Raw genomic sequence first — 25441 nt, 5'->3', positions numbered from 1 at the left:
TAAATTTTAAATATTTTTAAAAACAAAAATGAAGCATTAAAATTAAAAAAGGAGATAAAAATGTCAAAATATAAAACAATATGGGCAGCAGTAAGATTTGGAACATTAAAAGATGTTATAGAAATATTCAAAAAAGGAGATGAAAAAATTGGAGATGCATCGGGAGATAGTATCTTATTTGATGCATTAGCAAATAATGATAGTACTGCACGTTATGAAATTACTAATTTTTTAATAAATAAAGGGGCAGATGTTAAGATAGTAAGAGAAGACGGGATGAGTTTGTTCTTTCCATTATTTTATCATGGACGACAAGATATAATAAAAATGACAATATTGTGTAAAACATTATTGGAAAAAGGGGCAGATATAACAACAATTTATAAGAAAGAGAAAACGGTTTCATTCAAAGGATTATTTAATATCGGCACTCCTGAAATAGAAATGTTACCGTTATACCAACTGATATTTTCTCAACCAGGACTTCCTCTTTTATTAAAAGATAAATGGGGACTAACAGTAATTGAATTTGCGAGAAGGTTTAATAGGCCAATAGCAGTACAAATGATGGAAGACTATGTAAAAAAATATAATTTGAAAGAAAATAGTTAAAATTTTTAAATAATCGTTGTTGTAAAAGACAGCGGTTATTTTTTTAGTAATTTTTTTAGAATTAAGTTACTTTATTTCAATATTTTAAATTTTTTTCCTTCAATTTCAAGTGAATTGAATAAATCCATATAATTTCCAAACAAGTCTAATATTTAAAAATAGGCTGTGTTTAAAAACTCAAAATCTATGTTATTTTTAATTTTTTTTGTTTTATAAATTGTACAAAGCACAATTTTGATTTTAGAAAATTTGTTAAAAATTCATCATTTTGAAAATTTTCAGATATTCCTTAATATAAATTCTAGATTTTAACTCTATAATCAATTTAACAAGCAAAAACTGCATTTTAATTTCTTGCTAAAAATATTTTTAATAGACTCGTTAGGCAACTTTATATTTTTTATCTCTAATAAGATGTCTCGCTCCCTTCAGAGTAATATTTATCTCATTACATTTTCAAATTCAACATAGTTATCGAACAGGTTTAATAAATTCATTATTTAAACAACGTTTAGTATCAAGTATACTAGATGTATTCTCTAACCTAAGTTTTTTCATTTCCACAAAGGGCAACACCCCTGCTTCAGAATATTTATTTTATTAAATTCTAAATACATATAGTTATCAAACAAGCCTACACTAAACACACTCTACTTCAACACTTTTCAAAAGTCCTGAATTGACTAAATTTCTATGTTAAGTACGTGTATTCTAAAACTTCATTCTTCTTTTCCCCCTTTACTTTTATAAGCAAACAAATTCTATTATCCAAAATTTTCATTTCTCCATAATATAAATCAGGACTGCACAAATATTCTTTCTTCATCATAAATTCCCCATCACAAAATAAAAACTCAAATATCTTCTCATAATCACCATTTCTAAACCTATAAAATCCAATATAATTTTCCTTAAACTCCCATAATTTTCTATCACTATACCGAATATCATTATCCAGAATAATTTCTTCAATAAAATACAACCTATCTCCTTCTTCTCTAATCACAACATTCCCTTTACCAACATAATTCCAACCTGTCGAAGACCCTTCCAAACTCTCTGCCTTAAAAGAAATCCTTCTAACATTTCTCATCATTTCATAAATATCCATAATCCTATCCATACTATTTCTCCCGTAATTTCAAACATCTTCCAATATATTTATTACAGTATATCAAAAATAAAGTACAAAATAAAGAAAACAAATACTATTTATCCATTTTTATAACAAAAGTTATCACCCTATAAACAAAAAAAGACAAAATACTTTTTTCAGAAAGTATCCTGTCCAAGTCATCTATATTTTTCATAATGCTATATTATCTTCATCTTTACAAAACCATTTATTAATATATGCACATCCTCTATTTCTTTTTATTTTAAAATTTATCTACTTTTTGAATATTTTTAACAAAAAAAATGGCGTCCCCGGTTGGACTCGAACCAACGACCCTCTGATTAACAGTCAGATGCTCTAACCGGCTGAGCTACGGAGACACACAAAAGAAAAAAGTTTGGCAACTACCTATTTTCCCGGGACGAATCCAAGTATCGTAGGCGTAAACAGACTTAACTGCCGGGTTCGAAATGTAACCGGGTGTATCCCTGCTGCTAACATCACCAAACTTTAAAAACTAAATTGTCAAGTTAAGACAATGAGAAATAAATAGTAGTAGTAAAAGATTAATTAAAAAGCAGATGTAATATTAGTACCAGTCAGCTGAATGCATTGCTGCACTTACACCCCTGGCCTATCAACCATGTGTTCTCCATGGATACTGCAAATACTCATCTCAAAGTCGGCTTCTCGCTTAGATGCTTTCAGCGATTATCCGTTCCAGACGTGACTACCCAGCCATGCCACTGGCGTGACAACTGGTACATCAGAGGTCTGTCCAACCCGGTCCTCTCGTACTAAGGTCAGATCTTTTCAGTATTCAGGCGCCTGCAGTGGATAGGGACCGAACTGTCTCACGACGTTCTGAACCCAGCTCGCGTGCCTCTTTAATGGGCGAACAGCCCAACCCTTGGGACCTTCTCCAGCCCCAGGATGAGACGAGCCGACATCGAGGTGCCAAACACTTCCGTCGATATGGACTCTTGGGAAGTATCAGCCTGTTATCCCCGGGGTAGCTTTTATCCGTTGAGCGACGGTCCTTCCATACGGAACCGCCGGATCACTAACTCCCACTTTCGTGCCTGCTCGACCCGTCAGTCTTGCAGTCAAGCTCCCTTATGCGTTTGCACTCTTAGGCTGATTTCCATCCAGCCTGAGGGAACCTTTGAACGCCTCCGTTACTCTTTGGGAGGCGACCGCCCCAGTCAAACTGCCCATCTAGCACTGTCTCCGTTACCGGATTAGAATTTCAACGGCATATGGTTGGTATTCCAACGGCGACTCGGCTGAAACTGACGCCTCAGCTTCACAGTCTCCCAACTATCCTATACACACACAGCCAAAACCCAATGCCAAACTACAGTAAAGCTCCACGGGGTCTTTCCGTCCTACTGCAGGTAGCCGGTATCTTCACCGGCATTACAACTTCACCAGGTCTCCAGCCAAGACAGCTCCCAAATCATTTCACCATTCGTGCAGGTCGGAACTTACCCGACAAGGAATTTCGCTACCTTAGGACCGTTATAGTTACGGCCGCCGTTCACCGGGGCTTCAATTCGGAGCTCTCACTCCTCCTCTTAACCTTCCGGCACTGGGCAGGTGTCAGCCCATATACGTCGCCTTTCAGCTTAGCATAGACCTGTGTTTTTGGTAAACAGTTGCTTGGGACTCTTCACTGCGACCTGTTTCCCCTTGAGGCGTTTCTCCTCTCAGGTATATCAGGCACCCCTTCTCCCGAAGTTACGGGGCTATTTTGCAGAGTTCCTTAGCTAGAGTTATCCTGTCGGCCTTAAGTTTCTCACTCTGTCCACCTGTGTCGGTTTACAGTACGGGCACTACTTCTCATCGATAGAAGTTTTTCCCGGCAGTGTAGGATCTGTGACTTATGCCAATGCACTTCCCCGTCAGGTCTCACATTTAGACACGCGGATTTTCCTGCGTGTCCATGCTACGCCCTTAGAAAGACTATTCCGTCAGTCTTCTCACATACCTTCCTGCGTCACTCCGTCTCTCAAGCGATAATAGTGGTACAGGAATATTAACCTGTTTTCCATTCGCCATCACAATTTTGCTTATGCTTAGGTCCCGACTTCCCCAGGGCGGACAAACCTTCCCCTGGAAACCTTGGACTTCCGGCCGGCGGGATTCTCGCCCGCCTTCTCGCTACTCATTCCTGCATTCTCACTTCTGATACCTCCAGAATGGCCTTGCGGCATTCCTTCAACGGCCTACAGAACGCTCTCCTACCAGGCGTGCAGGCACGCCTCCGCAGCTTCGGTTTATGTCTTAGCCCCGTTACATCTTCGGCGCAGATACTCTCGACCAGTGAGCTATTACGCACTCTTTTAAGGCATGGCTGCTTCTAAGCCAACCTCCTGGTTGTCTGTGAATATCCACCTCCTTTCCCACTTAGACATAATTAGGGACCTTAGCTGGCGGTCTGGGCTGTTCCCCTCTCGTCCGCGGACCTTGTCATCCGCGGACTCACTCCTGACTATTAATATATGGTATTCGAAGTTTGCTTGATTTCGGTAAGCAGTACGCCCCCTAGACCATACAGAGCTCTACCCCCACATATCTTAACGTCAAGGCTGCACCTAAATGCATTTCGGAGAGAACGAGCTATCTCCTAGTTCGATTGGCTTTTCACCCCTAGACCTGCCTCATCTCCCAACTTTTCAACGGCGGTGAGTTCGGCCCTCCACTGAGTCTTACCTCAGCTTCAGCCTGGACAGGCCTAGATCACTAGGTTTCGCGTCTATGACTAGCGACTTGACGCCCTGTTAAGACTCGGTTTCCCTTCGGCTCCGCTTTATTAACCTTGCCACTAATCATAACTCGCAGGATGATTAACCAAAATCCACGCAGTCACACATAAAGTGCTCCTACCGTTTGTAAGCACACGGTTTCAAATTCTATTTCACTCCCTTGCTCAGGGTTCTTTTCACCTTTCCCTCACGGTACTCTTCACTATCGGTCAACAGCAGTATTTAGCCTTGCGTGATATGGTCCACGCTGATTCACGCCAGATTCCTCGTGCCTGACGCTACTCGGGTGCTTCCAGTCACTATATGTATTTTATGTTCTACAGGACTATCACCTTCTTTGGTTCAGCTTCCCAGCTGATTCTACTTACATACATACAGCTTAAACATTATGACAATCCGTTGATGGAAGTCCCACAACCCCGTGCCAGCAATGCTGTCCGCTTGGCACTGGCACGGTTTAGGCTTTTCCCCGTTCGCTCGCCGCTACTTAGGGAATCGTTTTTACTTTCTTTTCCTCCCGTTACTTAGATGTTTCAGTTCACGGGCTTACCGTTTTCACGCATGCCCTCCAGGCATGCAGGTTTTCCCATTCGGAAATCCGGGGATTAACGATTATGTGCATCTTCTCCCGGCTTATCGCAGCTTATCACGTCCTTCATCGGCTGTTGTTGCCTAGGCATCCTCCGTGTGCCCTTGTTAGCTTTTTATCCAGAATAACTTTTACTCCAGTTTCATTGTAATCTTTTACCTACTATTCATTTCCCATTGTCCTAAAGACTATAAAGATATACGAAGAAGCAGTGTAATGAATTAACTCCTTAGAAAGGAGGTGATCCATCCGCACCTTCCGGTACGGATACCTTGTTACGACTTCACCCCAATCACTGTCCACACCTTAGATGCCTTCCTCCTTGCGGTTAGACCGGCAGCTTCAGGTGCAGACAACTCTCGTGGTGTGACGGGCGGTGTGTACAAGACCCGAGAACGTATTCACCGCAGCATTGCTGATCTGCGATTACTAGCGATTCCAGCTTCATGAAGTCGAGTTGCAGACTTCAATCCGAACTTGGACCGGCTTTAAAGATTCGCTTGGCGTTGCCGCCTTGCAGCTCTCTGTACCGGCCATTGTAGCACGTGTGTAGCCCAGATCATAAGGGGCATGATGACTTGACGTCATCCCCACCTTCCTCCTGCTCTTCGCAGGCAGTCTCGCCAGAGTCCCCAACTTAATGATGGCAACTAACGATAGGGGTTGCGCTCGTTGCGGGACTTAACCCAACATCTCACGACACGAGCTGTCGACAGCCATGCACCACCTGTCTCTACGTTCCCGAAGGCACTGCCTGTTCTCACAGGCATCCGTAGGATGTCAAGATCTGGTAAGGTTCCTCGCGTTGCGTCGAATTAAACCACATGCTCCACCGCTTGTGCGGGTCCCCGTCAATTCCTTTGAGTTTCAGCCTTGCGGCCGTACTCCCCAGGCGGATTACTTATCGCATTTGCTTCGGCACGGACACTCTTCATGCCCACACCCAGTAATCATCGTTTACGGCTGGGACTACCAGGGTATCTAATCCTGTTCGCTCCCCCAGCTTTCGCACTTCAGCGTCAGTTGCCGTCCAGTGAACTATCTTCATCATCGGCATTCCTGCACATATCTACGAATTTCACCTCTACTCGTGCAGTTCCGTCCACCTCTCCAGCACTCTAGCCAAACAGTTTCCAGGGCAGGCTTGCGGTTGAGCCGCAAGTTTTCACCCCAGACTTGTCTGGCCGCCTAGATGCCCTTTATGCCCAATAATTCCGGATAACGCTTGCGACATACGTATTACCGCGGCTGCTGGCACGTATTTAGCCGTCGCTTCTTCTGCAGGTACCGTCACTTTCTTCTTCCCTGCTGAAAGCACTTTACAATCCGAAAACCTTCTTCGTGCACACAGAATTGCTGGATCAGGGTTGCCCCCATTGTCCAATATTCCCCACTGCTGCCTCCCGTAGGAGTAAGGGCCGTATCTCAGTCCCCTTGTGGCCGTTCACCCTCTCAGGCCGGCTACCTATCATCGCCTTGGTGAGCCGTCACCTCACCAACAAGCTAATAGGACGCAAAGCTCTCCCGCAGCATCTCTTTTCATTGCCAGGCACATGCGTGCCGGCAACTGTATCAGGTGTTATCAGTCGTTTCCGTCTGTTATCCCTGTCTGCAGGGCAAGTTCTTTACGCGTTACTCACCCGTCCGCCTTGGCTAGCCTGTGCAAGCACAGATTTGCCAAAGACTTGCATGTGTTAAGCATTCTGTCAGCGTTCATCCTGAGCCAGGATCAAACTCTTCATTCAATATATTTTACATATATTTAAGTTTCACCTTTATCTTGACGAGAATCTTGTTTTACAACAAGAGCTCTTGACTGTTATTTATCTTTTACACATTATTGCTTCTTCTATTCCTATCTCAATTGTCCTGCGACACGATTTCGTATCGACAGGATATATATTATCATAACTGAATTTATTTGTCAACTACTTTTTTTCAAAAAATTTGCATTTTTTGTAGTTATAAAGGTTTCTTTACTGGTATTCCTACTTTTCTAGGATATTTTATATTTGTTTTTTGAAGTTTTATAATCTCCAATATTATTCTTGTATCTTTGCTTTCTGGAAGATTAAATTCAAAAGTTTTGTTTATTTTTGCATTTAAAATCTTTAGAGCATTTTTCGATTCTTCTATTTCGTTTAGGTTTAATTTTTGTGGTAAAAATCGTCCATTTACTTTTATGAATGGAATCATATACTCCAGTATTATTCTTAAATTGGCTACTCCTCGACAAAGAGCAACATCAAAATTTTCTCTTCTATCTTTTATTAATTCTTCTGCACGTTCAAAACTTGTGGTTATATTCTGTAAATTTAATTCTTTTATTACTTCATTTATGAATTCTATTTTTTTTCTTACTGAATCTACTAACAAAAACTTTTTCTCTGGATAATAAATGGCAAGTACAAGCCCAGGAAATCCAGCACCTGTTCCCACATCTATAAAAGATTTTTCGTCATCATTTATAACTTTTGTTAAAAGCAAGGAATCTATAAAATGTTTTTCCAGCATTCCTTTTTTCTCACGAATTGCTGTTAAATTCATAATTTGATTTTTATTATATAAAAGTTCCAAAAATTTCAGCATTTGTGTAATTTTTTTATCTGGTACTTTAATTTCTGATTTTGAAAGCAAGTTTAAGAAATATTCTCTTAAATTGGCTTCTTCGTTTATATTTTCCACTTTTTCTCCTTACATCCCATTAATATATAAAAGCTTTCTTTAGTTTGATTTTAAAATAGCCAGATTTATTTTAAAACTCCATCTAAATACATTAGCAGCACAGAAATATCTGCTGGCGTTACTCCAGACATTCTGGATGCCTGTCCTACATTATATGGTCTATTTTCTTTTAATCTTTGTTTTGCTTCTCTTGTAATTCCCTTCATACTGTCATAGTCAAAATTTTTAGGAATTTTTTTATCATCCAATTTTTGCTGTTTTTCCATAATTTGGATAGCTTTGGCGATGTAGCCTTCATATTTTGTCTGAACTTCAATTTGATATTCAGTTTCAGCGTCAAAATTTAGATTTGGTACATTTTCAATGATTTCAGCAATATATTTTATATCCTGATATGTAACTTTTGGACGGCGTAAAATTTCCTTTAAAGTCGTTCCACTTTTTAGACTTTCATTGTATTTATCAAGAATTTTCATAAGCCTTTGGTTACTGCTTCCAAGTTTTATATTCTCAAGGTTTTCTATTGTTTTCTTAACATTTTTTTTCTTTTCCTGTACAATATCATAATATTTTTTATCAAGAAGTCCAATTTTATAAGCCTTTTCAGAAAGTCTTATATCAGCGTTGTCTTCACGTAAAACAAGGCGAAACTCAGATCTTGCTGTAAACATTCTATATGGCTCAAACAATTCCTTATTTATTAAATCGTCTATCATTGTCCCAATATATGAACTCTCCCTATCCAAAATAAACGGCTCTTCTCCTTTAATCTTTAAAGCTGCATTAATTCCTGCAATAATTCCCTGTGCGGCTGCCTCTTCATAACCACTTGTACCATTTAGCTGCCCAGCTAAATAAAGTCCTTTTACTTTACGCGTTTCAAGAGTGTAGTCAAGTTCGCTAGGGTCTACAATATCATATTCCACAGCATACCCGTATCGCATTATATGTGCATTTTCGAGCCCATCAATTGTATTTACTATCTTTTGTTGTAGACTAGCGGGATAACTTGTGGAAAGTCCACTTATGTAGACTTCTGCTGTGTCAAATCCTTCTGGCTCCAAAAACAGATGATGGCTGTCTTTATCATTAAATTTTACAACTTTATCTTCAATCGACGGGCAATATCTTGGCCCTGTGCTGCTTATACTTCCATTATACATTGGCGCTTTGTCCAAATTATCAAGTATTATTTTATGCGTTGTTTCATTTGTCCGTGTTAAATAGCAGGATAATTGAGGTTTTTCTAAAACTTCACTATTTGGAGTTCTCATTGAAAATTTTAATGGAATACCTGTTATTCCCGGCTGTTCTTCCAACTTTTCCAGATTTAATGTTCTAATATCAAGTCTAGGAGGTGTCCCTGTCTTGAATCTGTCCATTTTAAATCCTAAAGATTTTAAGGAATCTGTAAGCTCATCTGCCGATAACTCTCCCATTCTTCCACCTTTCACCCTTTTATCTCCAATGTATAAAAGCCCTCTTAAGAATGTTCCTGTTGCAAGTACAACCGCTTTTGCAAAAAACTCCATTCCTGTCTTAGTTCTTATCCCTTTTATAACTTTTTCAATTCTTTTAGAATTACCTTCAAAAATTCCAACTTCTTCTACAATTAATTCTGTGACAATATCTTGAACAGTATCTAAATTTTGCTGATTTTCTATTGTTTTTTTCATTTCCCTTGCGTAAATTTTTCTATCTGCCTGAGCCCTTAACGAACGAACTGCTGGTCCTTTTTTTGTATTCAGAATTCTCATTTGTACAAAACTTTTATCCATATTTCGTCCAATTTCTCCACCTAATGCGTCAACTTCCTTAGCCAGATGGCTTTTTGCAGGCCCTCCAACTGATGGGTTACAAGACATAACACCTATATTATCTAATGTTATTGTAAAAATTGCTGTATTCAACCCTAATCTAGCTGATGCCAATGCCGCTTCAATTCCCGCGTGTCCAGCACCAACTACAATTACATCATAATTTCTCATTTTATTTATAAATTGTAATTTTTATTCTCAAAATAACACTTTGACCTAAAATTACACTCTCCTTTCAATTCCAAATCTTTTTATAAATCCATTATATATTAATATTTTGTTTTTTTCAATAAAGTATTTTTAAAAAAAGAAAAAACGAGTTGTTCAACCCGTTCTCAGCTATTTAATAATTATATTTTTATGTTCTGTTTTGGTGGAAATGACGGGAATCGAACCCGTGTCCAAAATAAAAAGTTCTTACTATCTTCTACAAGTTTAGTCTATTTAACGCTTTAACCGTTAGATATTAAACAGACAAAAGTCTAAAGGCGAGATTATAAGATTTCCCCAAATGACATAATCATACATTTGAGTAAGCCATTAAAAATGACATCATCTAATGGAAAAATGGCGTTCCCAAAAGAGATGAGCCGCTATCTTAGGCAGCTAATGCGTAATTATCGTTTCCGATTATTTTTAAGTTGGATTTTAAAGCTCCCGCTTACTTGCCAATAATAATCTTTTTATCCTGTCGAAACCAAAACATTCCCTTAACTATTTTTAACTCTTAAGTAATTCTATCACAAAAACATTTATTTTTCAACAGCCGTTTTAATTTTTTTTAATGTTTCGGTGCAAAAAGACTTATTACACCGTAAGACGCTAAAGTCATTATTGCTGCAGCTATTACGACTCCTAATCCAATGTAAAAAAATGATCTTTTTCTATTAAATTGAAGCAACGCCGCAATTAATGCGCCTGTCCAAGCACCTGTCCCTGGAAACGGAATTGCTACAAACAGCATTAAACCAATAAATTCTCCTGTTGCAAGCCCTTCACTCCGTTTTTTCGCACGATTTTCTATTTTTTCAATAAATTTTACCATAATATTATGTTTTTTCATAAATTCAAAGGCTTTTACTGAAAACAGCAGAATAAATGGTACAGGAAGCATATTTCCAACAATCGAAACAATCATATTTAAGTACCAGGGCAATCCAATAGCCGCTCCAATCGGTATTGCACCACGAAGCTCAATTATAGGCAGCATTGATATAAGAAATATTCCAATCATTTTGTTTAAAAGTGGAGCTCCTATCAAAGTTACCTTTATAAAATTTTTAAAAGATTCCATCATTTTTATTTTTTACTTTATAATAATTACATTCATTAATTATTACAAATTTCTCCTTTATTATTTATTTACGTTGTTTCAAGAGAACGTATACTCTATTTTTTTATTTAAAATTCTATTTAATTTTTACAAAAATCCATACATTTACAACATATTTCTAACTAAATTTAATTATTTTTTTGTAATCACAAATATTAAAGGCTGTGATTTTTCCAAGATAAACTCAGACTCATTAAATCCGCCAAATACTTTTACATTGCTTATGCCTAACTGTTCAAAAAATTTCATAAAATCAAAATAATTGACATTTGTTAAAACTTCCTTATTTTCAAACTTATCATCCAAAATAGTTTTGAAAATCACATTATTATCAGAATTTTTGTAATAATAACGTTCAAATTTGACATTTTCATTTTGAATTAATGGTAAATTCCCCAAATAATCAGATTCAGATTTTTGATTTTCAAAAAATTTATAAAAATTTATTAGCTGGATAATCAGTTTTCCATTATTTTCAAGCTGTGAATAAGCCTTTTGTAAAAATAAAAAAATCTCACCTTTGCTATTCAAATGCGGTAATGTATTTCCAACATTTATTATCGTGTTGAATTTCTCCAATTCATCAATTCTCATCATATCCAAATTTTTTACATCAACATTTTTTTCTCTAGCCTGCTCAATCAATTTTTCATTTATATCAATCGAAATTACATCATATCCTTCATTTTTCAGAAATTTTGATAAATTACCTGTTGCAGCTCCCACATCAAGCACTTTTTTACCTGTAACATATTTTTGAAAAAAATTCTTCTGAACATCTGAAAGTGAAAAAATAAAATCATATTTTTCTGCGATTGTATCGTAAAACTTTTTCATGTTTTTTTTATTTTCCATATTTTCTCCAAATTTTAAAATTTTTGAATTTAACAGCAAAGTTATAATTTTAGATTATTATATCACAAATTTTATAAAATAAGAATTAAATTTGTCCAAACTTTTGGGGTCAATACGTCTAATTTATATATTTTTTTTTGATAAAATTCTTATTCTTTAACAAGTATTAATAACATTTTGAAATTTTCTGTTTCGGCTTCCACAGCATGAGGTATATTTGCAGGAAGAACAGCACTTTCACCTTTTTTTACAACAAATGGTTTTCCATCAACGTAATATTTTCCTTCCCCATCAAGCACATTAACCAAAGCATCTCCAGGTGCTTTATGTGGATCAAGGCTCTCACCTTTCCAAAAAGACATAATTGTCATTACTAAGTTTGGTTTTGCTACCAAATTTTTGCTTACAATTTTTCCTTCCTGATATTCAACAACTTCAGCAAGATTAAAAGCACTTGCACTTTCCAGCATTTTTAATGTCTTATTTTCCATATTTCCTTCTCCTATCTTTTCTCCAATTTCAATTAACTTCAAATTATCTCTTGCTTCGATAGAGTAATTATGATTTGCTGTGATTTCAAGAAAGTCTCCATTGGAAATTACTTTCTTATTATTTTCAATAAAAATCTCTCCATTACCGTTAAAGCAGTAATAATAACGATTTCCGAGCATAGCTTCTGCAGTTATTTTCTCATCTTTTGCTAAAGAGAATAAAGAAATATAGCTATTTGACTGATTTAAGATTCTCATACTTACAACTTCGGCTTCCTTAGATGTGATAAGTTCATTAAAATTTATCGGTTTTGCTACTTCTATTTTAACCATAAAATATCTCCTTGTTATCTATAGTAACTTTTTTGAAATAATTTTATATAGTATAACATATATTTTATAAAATATACAGTCAATTCACTTAAAATTCGCAACAAATGCACGAAATTATTATGAGTTTTATTTTATTTTAAATTTGCTGCATTTTATTATACAATCCATTATAAAAAAAGAAAACCGACTATTTCTAGCCGATCTTCAAAGTTAATTTTTAAGATTTCAGTTTAAAATCAATTATTTAGCAATTTTGCTTGCGAAGTATCCTAAAGTTCTGATTAATTGAGCTGTATAAGACATTTCGTTGTCATACCAAGATACTGTTTTAACTAATTGAGTATCTCCGTTTTGAACGATTTTTGTTTGTGTTGCATCAAATAATGATCCGAAGTGGATTCCAACTATGTCAGAAGATACTAATTGTTCTTCAGTGTATCCGAATGATTCAGTTGCTGCTGCTTTCATAGCTGCATTTACTTCTTCTACAGTTACTTTTTTCTCTAAGATAGATACTAATTCAGTTAATGAACCAGTTGGAACAGGTACTCTTTGAGCAGCTCCGTCTAATTTTCCGTTTAATTCAGGTACTACTAATCCGATTGCTTTTGCAGCTCCTGTAGAGTTAGGAACGATATTTACAGCTGCAGCTCTTGCTCTTCTTAAGTCACCTTTTCTGTGAGGCGCATCCAAAGTGTTTTGGTCTCCAGTGTAAGCATGGATAGTTGTCATTGTACCAGTTACAATACCAAAGTTATCATTTAATGCTTTAGCCATTGGCGCTAAACAGTTAGTTGTACAAGAAGCTCCTGAAATAACTGTTTCAGATCCATCTAAAATTTCGTGGTTTACATTGTAAACTACAGTTTTAACATCATTTCCACCAGGTGCAGTAATAACTACTTTTTTAGCTCCTGCTTTTACGTGTTTTTCAGCTTTTTCTTTAGTTGCAAAGAAACCTGTTGCTTCTAATACTACGTCTACTCCTAATTCTCCCCAAGGTAATTTTTCAGGATCAGCTTCTGCAAAAACTTTAATTTCGTTTCCATTTACTACGAAAGCTCCTTCTTTAACTTCGATAGTTCCGTTGAATCTTCCTTGAGATGAATCATATTTGAATAAGTGTGCTAACATTTTAGCGTCTGTCAAATCATTAATTGCCACCACTTCAAATTTGTCTGTTTGTTCAGCTAATAATCTTAATGCTAATCTTCCGATTCTTCCAAATCCATTAATTGCTACTTTAACTGCCATTTTAATAATACCTCCTAAAAATTTTAATATATTAAAAAATATATTATTCTATACAATTTGAGTATACCATATTTTTGTTTAATTTTCAACAGTCAGAAATTAATAAAATTTTATACTAGAATTACTAAAAATTATATAATTTTTTCGTTTTTTTATAATAAAAAAAACCACTATAAAAATTAGTAGTTATACATCACATATTTTATAATTAAAATGGCTGGGCTGAATGGATTCGAACCATTGCATGCTGGAGTCAAAGTCCAGTGCCTTACCGCTTGGCGACAGCCCAACAATTATTTCCTAAGACAAGAACCATTATACAAAAAAATTTCCATTTTGTCAACACTTTATTTTATAATTTTAAAAATTATTTTTTAAATTATATAAAAAATTGTTTAATAAAGTAATCTTTGGTTTATTGTATTTAGTTTAACTTTTCTTCTTATTAATTATTTTAGAAAGAAAAAACTACACTTGTTATCTTGTTTCCAAAATTTTAAGTGTAGTTCACATTTCTTTATTTAGCACCTTTCAATTTTTTTTCTAAACTATCAACTTGCCATTTTCCATTTATTTTTTTCAATGTTGCTGGTGCATTTTCAACTAAAATTTCTTCTTCAGTTATTTTTTTTACTTCTGCTTCAAACATTTTTATTCTTTTAGTTATTGCAATACTGTAGTAATTTCGTTTTATTGGTTCATTCCCCTTATTTTTCATAATTTGTTCCAATTCACTTACACTACTAATTTTAGCTTTTTCCATAATTTGTCTTTCTGTTTCTTCATCCAAATCCAACATATCCGAAACATTTTTCAAATTTTTAGATTTTATATCATAAACTACTTCCACTTCATCATCTGAAAGATATTCTATTTGTTTTATGTCAAATCTTAATGGGGTTTCTCTCGCTGTAATTCTTGAAATTGTTCTTATATATTTGTCTACAATTTCATATTTTAATGCATTACTTATGATATAGTCTTTTTTAAATAATCTATTATAAGCTTCTTTTTCGAGTCTTTTCTCATTATCTTGTATTCCAGCATTTACAATTGTGAAAAAAAACGATTGTAATCTACTTGAAAGTACTCTTTTTATTTCCATATCTTCATTTTCTACTGTTTTTACTGGTACATTTTGTTGCACTTGATTATTTTCTGCAAAAGTGTTTCCCATAACTATTAACATAATCAAAAATAATATTTTTTTCATCTTTACTCTCCTTATTTTTTAATTTATTTTTATTAAACTTATTTCTAATTATTTGTATCTTGAACTTGCCATTTCCCATTTATTTTTTTAACCGTAACTGACATATCGTCTATCCAGATTTCTTCCTCTTTTGTCTTTTTTATTTCTTCATTAACAAAATTTACCATTTCATCTAGCATTACATAATAATATTTTTTCTTTAATTCATCATTTCCTTTATTTTTCATAATTTTTTCTGCTTCGTCTATACTTTTGACTCCTATTTTTGTTAAAAATTGTTTTTCCATTTGTTCATCAAAATCTAGTAAATCCCAAACTTTATCTAAATTTTTGACTTTCATCTCATAATTTACTTGAACTTCATTTTGAGAAACATAGTTAATCTTTTTTACAACAATTTTTGGTTTCATACCATTTATTACAACTTTTATTATTTCATCTGTATATTTTTTCCCAATTTCCTTTTTCAAAGCACTACTCATGACATAATCTTTTGGAAATAAACTGTCTATTGGAATTTTTGAAGACTGTTTATTAATTTCAGTCTCTACAGTATTTTTAACTATATTTATAAACGGCTGCATTGCCATTTCGACAGTATTTTCAATTTCTTTTCTATCATTTTCTGATATTCTGCTTGTTGTTATTCTAGTATTTTTAGTTTTTTGTGATTTTGGTGCTGTGAACGTATTTCCTATTACTGTTAACATTAACACAAATAATATTTTTTTCATAAACTCTCCTCGTTTTAACTTTTATCTTTCTTATAAAAGTATAACATATTTTTTAAAAATATTAAAATTAAAAATTATTTTAAAACACAAAAACTTACGAAAAAATAATTTATGTGATACAATACAAAGAACTTATAATACAGAAAGAGTAATATTAATACATAAAAAAATAAAAAACATGATTATCAAACTATTGTCCAGTTTTTTTAATCATGTTATTTTTTTACTATTTTACATATTTTTCAACTCTTATTTTTTAAATCACATCTTTTCCCAAAATCATCATATTCTTCTCTTGTTACAATCTTATTATTTTTATCAAAAAAAATCCAGTTATAAAACTTTCTCCCATCTCGTATAACACCTTCTATAACTGTCTTTTCTCTCAAATTATTATCTTTTCCCTTACTAAACCATTTATTAAAATAACGAAAAAAATTATTTTTTATTTCCACAAAATCTGTAACTTCTATTTTTGCATTTATTTTTCTCCCATTTAACCTGTAAATCGAAACATCTTTTTCAAAATCTTTTTCTTCAATTTCAATAATATTATTTTCTACTTCCAATTTTTTCCATTTCTTGAGATTATTCCATTCTTCCAAAGTCATTTTTATCATATCAAAATCTTTAATTGGCTTAAAATCACGAAATTCTACAATTATATATTCTCTAATAAATTTTTCCATTTCTTTCTTTTCCAAAAATTCGCCATTCTCAAAGACAATACTATTCACATTATTTTCTTCAATAAATTTCATTATCTTCTCAAAACCAATTTCCCGTGTTACAATATCATCAGAAATTTCTATTTTTTCTTTCCAAATTGATTTATACAGTCCAACTTTTTTCAGTTCTATCCGAAATTCCTTCTTGTTTATTTTTTCTCCCGCTTTTATTTTCTCAAGAAGTTCAATTAATTTTTTTGAAAAATCAACCTTATTTTTATGAATTATTTCTTTCAAATATCTAATTGTGCTGTTTCTCAAAATATCATAATTTCCTAAAATTTCATTTTTCAATTTTTCATCATTCGTAACTTCATTTTCGTAACATTTCCACGAATAATCCTGCCCATCAAAACAATGAAATATTTTGTCTCCCTTTTCTTTCTCAAAATCATAATAAGAACAGCTATACAGCGGATCATCTTCCCTTCTCAGATCAAATGCCACATAATTTTTATCTTCTTCTGCTTCTCCAATATGCAAAAAACATTCTGCTTCAAAAAAAGAATCATTTTTCTGATTTTCAAGTTTTATAATTTCCATATTTTTTAAAATCCTCACGTAATAAATAATATTTTATTACTTCATTTTATTTAACATTTGCTCATATTCCTTTGATTTCCCAACCATTCTTAACTTTTTCTAAGTTAATATCTCCTTCAATAACTCTATAAGATGGGTTTTCTTTAAATTCTTTTTTTATAAAATCTGCCATTAAAATTCCAAGTTTCGATAACGTTTTTAAATCATTTGTATTTTCAAATTCCTTTAAATTATATTTTTTTATAAATTTTTTTTCTAGTTCACCTTCATTTAGATTATCAAAACTATCAGATGAAGGCATTGTTATTTTAGATTTTACAACTGCTTTAGTATTTGATAAATACTTTATATTTTTTATTTTTATTTTAGTATTTTCAACTATAAAATTAGAAAGCTGTGAGAAAAGTTCCAACAAAATATAATAACCCTCTTCTGGTATATCCTTAATAACTTTTTTAAATTCAGAAATCAGACTCTCTTTCAAGTCTTTCTTTGCGTAATTATTCAATCTTTCTTCAATTTTTTTATTCTCCACTTCAATCTGCTCTTTTGACAAGGTAACATTTTTCTGCTTAGTTACTTGATATTACCCTGCAAAAATTTGAAGAGAAAATATAAATAGAATTATTGTTATTAGCTTTTTCATTATTCCTCAATCCCTTTCCTAAACTCATGCGTAAATGCTTTGTCGTAAAGTTTAGACTTAGAATATTCATTTCCCATAAAGTTTCCTACAAGAATTTGTGCCGTTTTTGTAATTTTTTCCTTTTTCACAAGTTCAACAATTGTTTCTAATGTTCCCATAACAATTTTCTGATCTTCCCAAGTTGCTCTTTGAACAATTGCAATTGGTGTTGTTTTATCGTAATGTTTTAATAATCTTTTTACAACTTCATCTATCATTTGCACAGATAGGAATATTGCCATCGAACATTTATGTGAAGCAAGGCTTTCAAGACTTTCTGATTCAGGGACAGGCGTTCTTCCTTCCAGTCTTGTACAAATTATTGTCTGACTCACATCAGGCAGGGTAAATTCTTTTTTTATTGCAGCAGCAGCAGCTACAAATGAACTCACTCCTGGAATTACTTCATATTCAATCCCATATTCATCCAGAATATCCATTTGTTCCCTTATTGCACCATAAATGCTCGGATCCCCAGTATGCACCCTTGCTACCAGTTTTCCTTTTTTATGTGCCTTTATCGTAACTTCCATCACTTCATCCAAGTTCATTGAAGCAGAATTATAAATTTCAGCTCCATCCTTATGGCAATCAATAACCTCTTTTGGAACCAAGGACCCCGCATAAATTATTACATCTGCTTCCTTTACAATTTTTTTCCCTTTTACTGTAATCAATTCAGGATCTCCCGGTCCTGCTCCTATGAAGTATACTTTTTTCATAAAATTACCTCTTTCTTTTTTAATTTTTTGTTTTTATAATATTTCATTTATTTAAAAACTTACTGATATTTCTGCATTCAAATATATTTTTTTATCTTTCTTAAAAAACGTTTCCCAGATTTTCCCATTTTCAAGATAAACGGATATTTTATCAAGTTTTTCAACTTCTTCAACATTTATTTTTTCTATTTTTTTGTTTTTTATTTCAAAAATCTTTTCAAATTTTCCTGAAATATCATTATTAATTATCTCGTTATCTACAAAATAAATTTCATTAACCAATTTTTTCTGATAATCTTCAAAACTATTGCAAAATTCTCTAAACTGACTATTACATGCCCATTCACACAAAATATCCTTTATTGTCAATTTCTTGATTTTACTAATTTCTTCCTTATTCTCTAAAATTTCTTTTATCTCATTTTCCAAAAATTCCAACGGCGAATATCCATATATCTTCTCATTACAAAAATTATACTTCGGAATAAAATAAATTTTATCTTCCCATTTTTTCAAATAAATTTTAAAAAATTTATAATATTCTATATTTCCATAATTTAAATAAAATACATAATTTCCATTTTTATATTTTGGAAAATCAAAACTTTCACCATAATGAATTTCTTTTCCGTCTTTTAAAACTTGAATATATTCTTCATACCAACCCTTATCATCATAGACTTTTCTTTTTATTTCTAACATTTTTTCTCTTTTCCTATTATTTGCTTTTCAAATATCAAATATTTACTTCCTGCATATTTCATAAGATACAACATTGTTATTTGATAAATAAAATTTAATATAACATTTTCCCCTTCTTAAAGTTACCATCTTGTTACCTTGTAATAAAATTGTGCCTTCTTTACAATTTTTCTATTTTAAATTATAATTAACACAGTTAGCTAACTCGAAATAAATTATATTTGGAGGAAATTGAGATGATTGATTATAATAAAATATTAAAAGAAAACTCTTACGGAATTTTAGCTACACTCGATGATAGCAAACCTAAAACAAGAATTTTTCAGTATCTGTTTTCTGAAAAAAACAAAGTATATCTTGCAACTACAAATAATAAAAACGTTTATAAACAGTTAAAAAAATGTCCTTACGTTTCTTTTCTCTCTCATTTAAAAGATTATTTATCATTTATATCCATAAATGGAAATATTCATTTTACTGATGATATTAATCTTAGAACAAGAGTTTTAAACGAATATCCAGCAATAAAAGAACTTTTTAAAACTCCTGACAATCCTATTTTTGAACTTTTTTATATTGATGTAGAAGAAATCAGGACTTTTGATTTAAAAACTTATACCAATGAAAATTTTAAAATAGAAAAACCATAATTACTTTGATACAATTTCAGTTATTCGTATTTTGTTTTTTCTTGATAATTTACACCCCATTTGTCCATACTTTCCAGTATTGGCTTTAAACTGTAACCTGTTTCAGTAAGAAAATATTCAACTTTTGGAGGAACTTCAGGATAAATCTTTCTTATAAGAAGATTGTCCTCCTCCATTTCTCTTAAATTGTATGTCAAAACTTTATTAGAAATTCCGTTTATAGATTTTCTCAACTCTCCAAACCTTTTTGTTCCATCGAGTAAATCTCTTATTATAAGTATTTTCCATTTATTAGAAATTAAAGAAAGTGTTATTTCAACAGAACACTTTGGTAATTCTTTTTTATTCATAATTATCATTCTCTATTCCTTTTAATTTTATTTTCTTATCATACTCCCTCAAAACTTTTTCCACCTCATTTTCAAACACTTCCTTATTAGGAATATACAACGTGTATTTTGAGGCAAAAATCTGATTAGAAAGCCCACCTAGTGCGTATTTCATTCTCTTTCATAAAATGCTCTTTCTTTATCATCAGATATACTCAAAATCTCACAATAATGAGACCAGCTTAATTTGCCAGACAGTGTCTGGCAAATTGGATACTTCAAATAAAATTGCCTCATATTTTGTAAATTAGATCTCGAAAAGCCCTTTCCATATTCTTTTGTCAATTTTTTTGATAATTCTTTTAAAAGTTTTTTCCCGTATTCTGCTCTCTCACTATTTCCCTGCTCATCTTCTATAATAATTTTCCCAATTTTCCAATAAGTCTGCACAAGAATATTATTAATCTTTACAGATACCTGTTTTCTCGCATTTTCCATCAATTCTTTGATTTGCAAATAAACCATATTACTCTCAATTCCTTTTTCAATTTTACCCATTTTAACCCTCTATTTATATTAAATTCTAAAAATAATTTATAACTTATCAAACATATTTAACTAATAACTAATTTTTTGTTCAACATTCGGATTTTGAACGGCTTTCTCATACAATCCCTTTAATTCTTCAAAATGATTTCCATTTTTTTCTCTATATTCTTTTTCCTTTTCTGTCAATTCCCTATTATACGGATTATCTCCCAAACTGCTGTGAAGTGCAACTCCAAATTGTGTTATGATATCAAATTTCATGATTTCCTGCGACAAACTTTTATCTGTATAAAATTTATAACCATCGTAATTTGAACCTCTTCCCGCATCATAGTAAATATCGTTATTGTATTTTACTTTTACAATATTTTTTATTTCTTTTTTTGTTTTTCTTTCATAAATAACTGCTTTGTTGTTTTCCACCAATTCAGCAATATAATTACGAACATAATCCAATTTTTTATCCTTATCCGAAATATTATTTTTTATATTATTTTCTTTTTTATCCCTATTTTTATTGTATAATTCCAATAGATCACTTTTTCTCACTAAAATATCATAATTTTCAGTTTTATACGTTACTATATTCTTTTTATCATTTGGCAATACATAACTCAAATTTATTTCTTTTTCAAAAATTTGACTTAATTCTATGTATCTTTTTTTCTTCGTATCATAAGTTCCTTTTACAATTGTTTCTGCTAGTCCTTGAATTGCTACTCCAAGTAACAAAATAAATAATATTTTTTTCATAATAATTCCTTCTTTCTTTTAGTTCTTAAATTTTAACTACTTCTTATTAAATATCCCCATCAATCTTGTTTTCAACACAATTTTTCCTTTTATTTTTATTATTTATTTTCAAAGTTCCCAAATAAAATCCCATATTAACAATCATCGCATAAACAAAGTACCTCGACTCTAATGTCTTTACAATCCCAAATTTTTCGACACTATTCTCCCCTTCTTCTAAATACATCAAAACTTTATACGGAAAAGTATAAATTATTGCGTGGTAATCTTCTTTGTACCAGTTAAAGCCCATAAAAATAAATATTCCCATAATTATTAGACAGCCTGCTATTGTCAATATTCTTACAACTTCAATTTCTTCTTTATCAAAATATTTTTTTATAAAAAGTCCGAAAAATACATTGACAAGAAAAAATGGAACTAAAATTCTATATTGACCAAAACTTCCCCCAATTTTCAAAATACTTTCTATTATTAAAAAAAAGATTGCAAAGAAAATTGAAAAAATAATTGAAAGAATAGGAATTAAAAAATACATTACAATAAACCACAATATAATTTTAGAAACTTTAGACAAATAACTTCTAATCTTTATTTCACTTCTAAATATTCCTAAAATGAATAATCCGTTGTAAAAACATAATTTTATAACTCCAATAATATCTATTCTAAACAATAATATTATTGATAAAATTATAAAAAATATCGGTAATTTCAAAATTTTATCATTTTCATATTCGGTTTTTTTCCCCATGAAATAAAACATTAAGCCAAAAATTATTCCCGTTATTATTGAAAACATTCCTCCAAAAAATAATCGAAATGGCAAATCAAAACCATAATCCCAATCATATTTTCCAATCCAAAAATAATACATAAATAATAAAATTTGTAAAACTATAAATATGATTATTTTAGGTTTTAACTTTTTTACGCTTTTAAAAATCTCTTCCATTCTTCTATTCCCTGTTTTTTTAGAATTAATGTAGAAAAATAATGTACACTTTCAACATTTTCAATGTCTGTAATAATTTCTTCATTTTCTTTTCCACAGTTTGAAACAATAACTATATTTTCTTTATTTCCTGTTTCAATAATTGCTTTTTTTATTCTCTCAAAATCTCGGCTAATTTTCATTAACACTAGATTTTCGTTATTTTCAATTTCTTTATGAACATCAGTCTTTCTGCTAACAGACACTATTTTTAAATCTTCATCTCCAACCATAAGCGGTATATTAAGTCTTGCCGCAATGCTGTTAAATGAAGTTATTCCCGCAATAGTTTCAACTTCCACATCATCTGAAATATGTTCCAATACATAAGTATAAGTGCTATAAGTCATTGGATCACCTATTGTTAAAAACGCTACATTTTTACCTTTTTCCAATTCAGCACTTATTACATCCGCATTATTTTTTCTAAAAACTTTTCTCGCTTCCACATCCTTTATCATAGGAAACTCCAGAAATAATTGCTCTACTTCTGGTTTTACATATTCTTTTACAATATTAAAGGCTGTACTTCCTTCTCCGCTTTTTGCCTCAGGCAGTACTATCACATCTACTTCATGCAGTCTTTTTGCTGCTTTAACTGTTATATTTTCAGGATCTCCTACTCCTACTCCTATTCCATAAAATTTCTTCATTATATATTCACTTCCTTTAATTTTATTATTTATCTCTTAAAATTATTTCTATATTCTGTAAATTCAGTTCATCTTTTAAAGCGAATATAATTTTTATAATCTGCTCAGATGAAAAATTAGTTTCATAAAATACTGTTTCTTCTATATTTTTCATTTTACTTTTTATCATAGATTTATCCATAGATATATATGTTTTTTTAGCTCTAGGAAGTTTAAAATTATTTTGAGCTAGCCTTAAAAACTTATCTCTCTCATTATCATAAAGATTTTGATAAAATTCTACAAGTAAATTTGCATAAGTAAATTCATTAAGAGTTATCGTACTATCAAAAATTCCTAAAGATGTAGGTTCTAAATTTTTATAATCACAACTTTCCTCATAAAATTTCAATGTAACTTCATCTTTTATTGTTTCATGAATATCAATATTATCCATACTCAAAAGTACATTTTTATCTAAAATTCTCTTTATAAGTTCTTCTTCTCTTTTTTTAATTTGTTTATATGTATTAATTTTTTCTTCATCTTCTCTGAAAGAAATATTATTTTGATAAAGTACTGCATTTGACTTATTATTATTTTCCTTTGCCCATATCAATCTTAAATTCCCTATCCGATTTAAATATTCTTTATAAAAATCATCTTTTAATAAAGATAACTCTTTTTTATTTTCAATAAAATCCTGAAATTTTTTAAAAATTACATTATCATTTTCAATATAGTAAGAAAAATTATCATTATCCTTTTTAGGATTTTGTGGTAATATATGGTCTAACTGCAAACTTTCAATAGAATTTAAAAGCGTATAAAATTTATCATAATCAATACCTTTTTCTCCATATGTTTCTAAATAAGCCAGTATGATTTTTATTACTTTTGGATATTTATGATAAGTTGCAGATGCTTTTATACTTTTGGATAAACTTTCATTGTCTATTAGCTGTTTATTGATTTCTCTATAAAAAATATTTTTTATTTCTATCTCTATATTTTTTTGAAAATTATCGTCATTTAGAAAATTATAAATTTTATTTTGAACATCAGCGAAAACTCCTATTGTTCTTTTGCTTTCACGACTTCCTATACTTTGATAAGTGAGAATGAATTTGAATGCAACTTCAACAATATTAAAAAATTCCTCCTCTGATATTTTCTTTTCTTTGTACAAAGTTAATAATTTGAAATACAATGCTTTTGTATGAGAATATTCCATTATTCTATTCATTTCATAAAAAACTAATACTTTTTTAGATATTTTCTCTAAAATTTCCCGAGAAAGTGTTTTATCATGTAAAACTCTATAATAAACTGAATATTTACTCAATTCATCTATAAATTTTTTTATTGTTTCATCATTTTGAGTTGTTTTATAATAATTTTTAGCATCTTCTTCAATTATTTTTTTAAAATTTTCGAGTTTTATTTTATTTCTATAGTATGACATATTCGCACGTACATAAACAATTATATAATCCATTAAGTTATCTGAAGTTTCTATTATTAACTTACCCCATTTTTCTAAATATTCTTTGTAATCTTCTTCTTTTATATTCTGGAATATATAATTTTTAATTAGATCTACTTCTTCAAGTTTTTTACCTTTTGCATTTATAGATTCAAATATACTGAAAAGTTTCATTAAATTAACATTTACTTTAATAGCTATAAATCTTATATTCGTTTCAAAAAAATCAAAAAAATCAAGATATTTTTCTGAACTATCTTCTGAAGAATATTTTTCTTTAAAAAAGTTATCAATGAACACTATGTTTTTCAAAAGATTTTTAGTTATCTCATCAATTTCAAAATTATTTTGCCTATCTTCTATAAATTCCATAAGATTCTTTTTATCATATAGCTGATTAAATAACTCATTTAATATTTTTTGTTCGACACTTCCTAATGTCAAAACTCTTTTTTCTTTATCCCTTTTTCTGCTATCGTCTTTCTTCCAAAAGAAATTTTCTATTTTTCTTATTTCGTCAGCTTCTATTCCTTCTTGATAAAAATAATTTAATAAAACCATTAGTATAAGTGTAAAAGTTGTTATCCTTTGTTGTCCGTCAACAATTTCATATTCAGTATATTTATTCCCAATGTTTTTCCCTACTCTAAGAAATAAGGTTCCCATAAATAAAATCAGCTCTTCATTTTGTAAATTATCTTTATTATCAAAAATTAAAAAGATATCATCTAATAATTTTTTTATCTCTTTTTCACTCCAACTATAAGGTCTTTGATACACAGGAACACTATATTTAGCATTATCAAATAAATTGACAAGATTAAAACTCTCTGGTTCTAAAAATTCATTCATTTTTTAACTTCTCCT

General features: G+C 31.3%; 22 protein-coding genes, 2 tRNA genes, 3 rRNA genes and 1 other RNA gene. 2 read left to right on the top strand and 26 right to left on the bottom strand.

The window, feature by feature from the left end:
* Positions 1–60 precede the first annotated feature (60 nt).
* Positions 61–612 (top strand): ankyrin repeat domain-containing protein, encoded by a 552-nt coding sequence (locus ACZ5B9_RS01000; RefSeq protein WP_464423002.1) that lies wholly within the window; start codon positions 61–63, stop codon positions 610–612.
* 691 nt (positions 613–1303) lie between these two features.
* Here the strand turns inward: ACZ5B9_RS01000 and ACZ5B9_RS00995 are convergent.
* The 19 genes from ACZ5B9_RS00995 to ACZ5B9_RS00905 all read right to left on the bottom strand — a co-directional run bounded on the left by ACZ5B9_RS00995 (position 1304) and on the right by ACZ5B9_RS00905 (position 19181).
* Positions 1304–1735 carry a DUF6314 family protein gene (locus ACZ5B9_RS00995; RefSeq protein ID WP_464423001.1) on the bottom strand — a complete coding sequence of 144 codons (432 nt, stop codon included), beginning with the start codon at positions 1733–1735 and terminating at the stop codon, positions 1304–1306.
* Between the two features lie 297 nt (positions 1736–2032).
* Positions 2033–2109: transfer RNA gene (locus ACZ5B9_RS00990), tRNA-Asn, on the bottom strand.
* 15 nt (positions 2110–2124) lie between these two features.
* Positions 2125–2237 (bottom strand): 5S ribosomal RNA (gene rrf / locus ACZ5B9_RS00985).
* 61 nt (positions 2238–2298) lie between these two features.
* Positions 2299–5204 (bottom strand): 23S ribosomal RNA (locus ACZ5B9_RS00980).
* A gap of 115 nt (positions 5205–5319) precedes the next feature.
* Positions 5320–6831: ribosomal RNA gene (locus tag ACZ5B9_RS00975) — 16S ribosomal RNA — on the bottom strand.
* The 16S, 23S and 5S rRNA genes sit together here with 1 tRNA gene alongside, the layout of an rRNA operon.
* 217 nt (positions 6832–7048) lie before the next feature.
* Positions 7049–7771, bottom strand: a complete 723-nt coding sequence (gene rsmG / locus ACZ5B9_RS00970) for a 16S rRNA (guanine(527)-N(7))-methyltransferase RsmG (RefSeq protein WP_464423000.1) — start codon at positions 7769–7771, stop codon at positions 7049–7051.
* 65 nt (positions 7772–7836) lie between these two features.
* Positions 7837–9759 carry a tRNA uridine-5-carboxymethylaminomethyl(34) synthesis enzyme MnmG gene (gene mnmG, locus ACZ5B9_RS00965; protein ID WP_464422999.1) on the bottom strand — a complete coding sequence of 641 codons (1923 nt, stop codon included), beginning with the start codon at positions 9757–9759 and terminating at the stop codon, positions 7837–7839.
* 200 nt (positions 9760–9959) lie between these two features.
* Positions 9960–10298, bottom strand: a transfer-messenger RNA (tmRNA) gene (gene ssrA, locus ACZ5B9_RS00960).
* Between the two features lie 71 nt (positions 10299–10369).
* Complete coding sequence (locus ACZ5B9_RS00955) at positions 10370–10885, bottom strand: COG2426 family protein (RefSeq protein ID WP_071124248.1); 516 nt, start codon at positions 10883–10885, stop codon at positions 10370–10372.
* A gap of 168 nt (positions 10886–11053) precedes the next feature.
* A complete protein-coding gene (locus ACZ5B9_RS00950) occupies positions 11054–11776 on the bottom strand; it encodes a class I SAM-dependent methyltransferase (RefSeq protein ID WP_464422998.1) in 723 nt (240 codons plus the stop codon).
* A 149-nt stretch (positions 11777–11925) separates the two neighbouring features.
* Positions 11926–12600 carry a cupin domain-containing protein gene (locus tag ACZ5B9_RS00945; RefSeq protein WP_464422997.1) on the bottom strand — a complete coding sequence of 225 codons (675 nt, stop codon included), beginning with the start codon at positions 12598–12600 and terminating at the stop codon, positions 11926–11928.
* Between the two features lie 240 nt (positions 12601–12840).
* On the bottom strand, positions 12841–13854 hold the full coding sequence (gene gap / locus ACZ5B9_RS00940; protein ID WP_464422996.1) for a type I glyceraldehyde-3-phosphate dehydrogenase: 1014 nt from the start codon (positions 13852–13854) through the stop codon (positions 12841–12843).
* Between the two features lie 214 nt (positions 13855–14068).
* Positions 14069–14143 (bottom strand) — tRNA-Gln (locus tag ACZ5B9_RS00935).
* A gap of 228 nt (positions 14144–14371) precedes the next feature.
* A complete protein-coding gene (locus ACZ5B9_RS00930) occupies positions 14372–15067 on the bottom strand; it encodes a hypothetical protein (protein WP_021768534.1) in 696 nt (231 codons plus the stop codon).
* A 44-nt stretch (positions 15068–15111) separates the two neighbouring features.
* Positions 15112–15801 (bottom strand): hypothetical protein, encoded by a 690-nt coding sequence (locus ACZ5B9_RS00925; RefSeq protein ID WP_464422995.1) that lies wholly within the window; start codon positions 15799–15801, stop codon positions 15112–15114.
* A gap of 242 nt (positions 15802–16043) precedes the next feature.
* A complete protein-coding gene (locus ACZ5B9_RS00920; RefSeq protein ID WP_464422994.1) occupies positions 16044–17072 on the bottom strand; it encodes a hypothetical protein in 1029 nt (342 codons plus the stop codon).
* 61 nt (positions 17073–17133) lie between these two features.
* On the bottom strand, positions 17134–17607 hold the full coding sequence (locus ACZ5B9_RS00915) for a hypothetical protein (protein ID WP_464422993.1): 474 nt from the start codon (positions 17605–17607) through the stop codon (positions 17134–17136).
* Between the two features lie 110 nt (positions 17608–17717).
* Entirely contained in the window at positions 17718–18479 is a 762-nt protein-coding gene (cobM, locus tag ACZ5B9_RS00910; RefSeq protein ID WP_464422992.1) for a precorrin-4 C(11)-methyltransferase, read from the bottom strand.
* A 51-nt stretch (positions 18480–18530) separates the two neighbouring features.
* Positions 18531–19181: a hypothetical protein gene (locus ACZ5B9_RS00905; protein ID WP_464422991.1), complete on the bottom strand. Its 651-nt coding sequence runs from the start codon at positions 19179–19181 to the stop codon at positions 18531–18533.
* Between the two features lie 236 nt (positions 19182–19417).
* On the opposite strand from ACZ5B9_RS00905, the gene ACZ5B9_RS00900 reads away from it, so the two are divergent.
* Positions 19418–19831, top strand: a complete 414-nt coding sequence (locus ACZ5B9_RS00900) for a pyridoxamine 5'-phosphate oxidase family protein (RefSeq protein ID WP_464422990.1) — start codon at positions 19418–19420, stop codon at positions 19829–19831.
* Positions 19832–19851: 20 nt separating this feature from the next.
* Here ACZ5B9_RS00900 and ACZ5B9_RS00895 read toward each other — a convergent pair whose 3' ends face one another.
* From ACZ5B9_RS00895 to ACZ5B9_RS00865, 7 genes are read right to left on the bottom strand one after another with little or no spacing between them, the layout of a single operon-like run.
* Complete coding sequence (locus ACZ5B9_RS00895; protein ID WP_464422989.1) at positions 19852–20181, bottom strand: winged helix-turn-helix transcriptional regulator; 330 nt, start codon at positions 20179–20181, stop codon at positions 19852–19854.
* Complete coding sequence (locus tag ACZ5B9_RS00890) at positions 20174–20335, bottom strand: hypothetical protein (RefSeq protein ID WP_464422988.1); 162 nt, start codon at positions 20333–20335, stop codon at positions 20174–20176. Before ACZ5B9_RS00890 ends, ACZ5B9_RS00895 begins: the two co-directional genes overlap by 8 nt.
* The gene (locus ACZ5B9_RS00885; RefSeq protein ID WP_464422987.1) at positions 20332–20718 is read right to left on the bottom strand and encodes a DUF1016 N-terminal domain-containing protein; all 387 of its coding nucleotides are present in this window, start codon (positions 20716–20718) and stop codon (positions 20332–20334) included. Before ACZ5B9_RS00885 ends, ACZ5B9_RS00890 begins: the two co-directional genes overlap by 4 nt.
* Before the next feature lie 60 nt (positions 20719–20778).
* On the bottom strand, positions 20779–21462 hold the full coding sequence (locus ACZ5B9_RS00880; RefSeq protein ID WP_297996042.1) for a hypothetical protein: 684 nt from the start codon (positions 21460–21462) through the stop codon (positions 20779–20781).
* Between the two features lie 46 nt (positions 21463–21508).
* Complete coding sequence (locus ACZ5B9_RS00875; RefSeq protein WP_464422986.1) at positions 21509–22417, bottom strand: hypothetical protein; 909 nt, start codon at positions 22415–22417, stop codon at positions 21509–21511.
* Entirely contained in the window at positions 22393–23109 is a 717-nt protein-coding gene (gene cobI / locus ACZ5B9_RS00870) for a precorrin-2 C(20)-methyltransferase (protein ID WP_464422985.1), read from the bottom strand. The genes ACZ5B9_RS00875 and cobI overlap by 25 nt, the downstream gene beginning before the upstream one ends.
* Positions 23110–23134: 25 nt before the next feature.
* The gene (locus ACZ5B9_RS00865) at positions 23135–25426 is read right to left on the bottom strand and encodes a DUF262 domain-containing protein (protein ID WP_464422984.1); all 2292 of its coding nucleotides are present in this window, start codon (positions 25424–25426) and stop codon (positions 23135–23137) included.
* Positions 25427–25441 lie beyond the last annotated feature (15 nt).

The sequence above is a fragment of the Leptotrichia sp. SK-5 genome (assembly GCF_055387215.1).
The sequence above is the reverse complement of the archived record's forward strand: the minus strand, read 5'-3'. Positions and strand labels throughout refer to the sequence as shown.

Coding starts and splice junctions, on each gene's coding strand:
- ACZ5B9_RS01000 (WP_464423002.1), top strand. CDS start 61: ATGTCAAAATATAAAACAATATGGGCAGCAGTAAGATTTGGAACATTA.
- ACZ5B9_RS00995 (WP_464423001.1), bottom strand. CDS start 1,735: ATGGATAGGATTATGGATATTTATGAAATGATGAGAAATGTTAGAAGG.
- mnmG (WP_464422999.1), bottom strand. CDS start 9,759: ATGAGAAATTATGATGTAATTGTAGTTGGTGCTGGACACGCGGGAATT.
- ACZ5B9_RS00955 (WP_071124248.1), bottom strand. CDS start 10,885: ATGATGGAATCTTTTAAAAATTTTATAAAGGTAACTTTGATAGGAGCT.
- ACZ5B9_RS00950 (WP_464422998.1), bottom strand. CDS start 11,776: ATGGAAAATAAAAAAAACATGAAAAAGTTTTACGATACAATCGCAGAA.
- ACZ5B9_RS00945 (WP_464422997.1), bottom strand. CDS start 12,600: ATGGTTAAAATAGAAGTAGCAAAACCGATAAATTTTAATGAACTTATC.
- gap (WP_464422996.1), bottom strand. CDS start 13,854: ATGGCAGTTAAAGTAGCAATTAATGGATTTGGAAGAATCGGAAGATTA.
- ACZ5B9_RS00930 (WP_021768534.1), bottom strand. CDS start 15,067: ATGAAAAAAATATTATTTTTGATTATGTTAATAGTTATGGGAAACACT.
- ACZ5B9_RS00925 (WP_464422995.1), bottom strand. CDS start 15,801: ATGAAAAAAATATTATTTGTGTTAATGTTAACAGTAATAGGAAATACG.
- ACZ5B9_RS00920 (WP_464422994.1), bottom strand. CDS start 17,072: ATGGAAATTATAAAACTTGAAAATCAGAAAAATGATTCTTTTTTTGAA.
- cobM (WP_464422992.1), bottom strand. CDS start 18,479: ATGAAAAAAGTATACTTCATAGGAGCAGGACCGGGAGATCCTGAATTG.
- ACZ5B9_RS00905 (WP_464422991.1), bottom strand. CDS start 19,181: ATGTTAGAAATAAAAAGAAAAGTCTATGATGATAAGGGTTGGTATGAA.
- ACZ5B9_RS00900 (WP_464422990.1), top strand. CDS start 19,418: ATGATTGATTATAATAAAATATTAAAAGAAAACTCTTACGGAATTTTA.
- ACZ5B9_RS00895 (WP_464422989.1), bottom strand. CDS start 20,181: ATGAATAAAAAAGAATTACCAAAGTGTTCTGTTGAAATAACACTTTCT.
- ACZ5B9_RS00890 (WP_464422988.1), bottom strand. CDS start 20,335: ATGAAATACGCACTAGGTGGGCTTTCTAATCAGATTTTTGCCTCAAAA.
- ACZ5B9_RS00885 (WP_464422987.1), bottom strand. CDS start 20,718: ATGGGTAAAATTGAAAAAGGAATTGAGAGTAATATGGTTTATTTGCAA.
- ACZ5B9_RS00880 (WP_297996042.1), bottom strand. CDS start 21,462: ATGAAAAAAATATTATTTATTTTGTTACTTGGAGTAGCAATTCAAGGA.
- ACZ5B9_RS00875 (WP_464422986.1), bottom strand. CDS start 22,417: ATGGAAGAGATTTTTAAAAGCGTAAAAAAGTTAAAACCTAAAATAATC.
- cobI (WP_464422985.1), bottom strand. CDS start 23,109: ATGAAGAAATTTTATGGAATAGGAGTAGGAGTAGGAGATCCTGAAAAT.
- ACZ5B9_RS00865 (WP_464422984.1), bottom strand. CDS start 25,426: ATGAATGAATTTTTAGAACCAGAGAGTTTTAATCTTGTCAATTTATTT.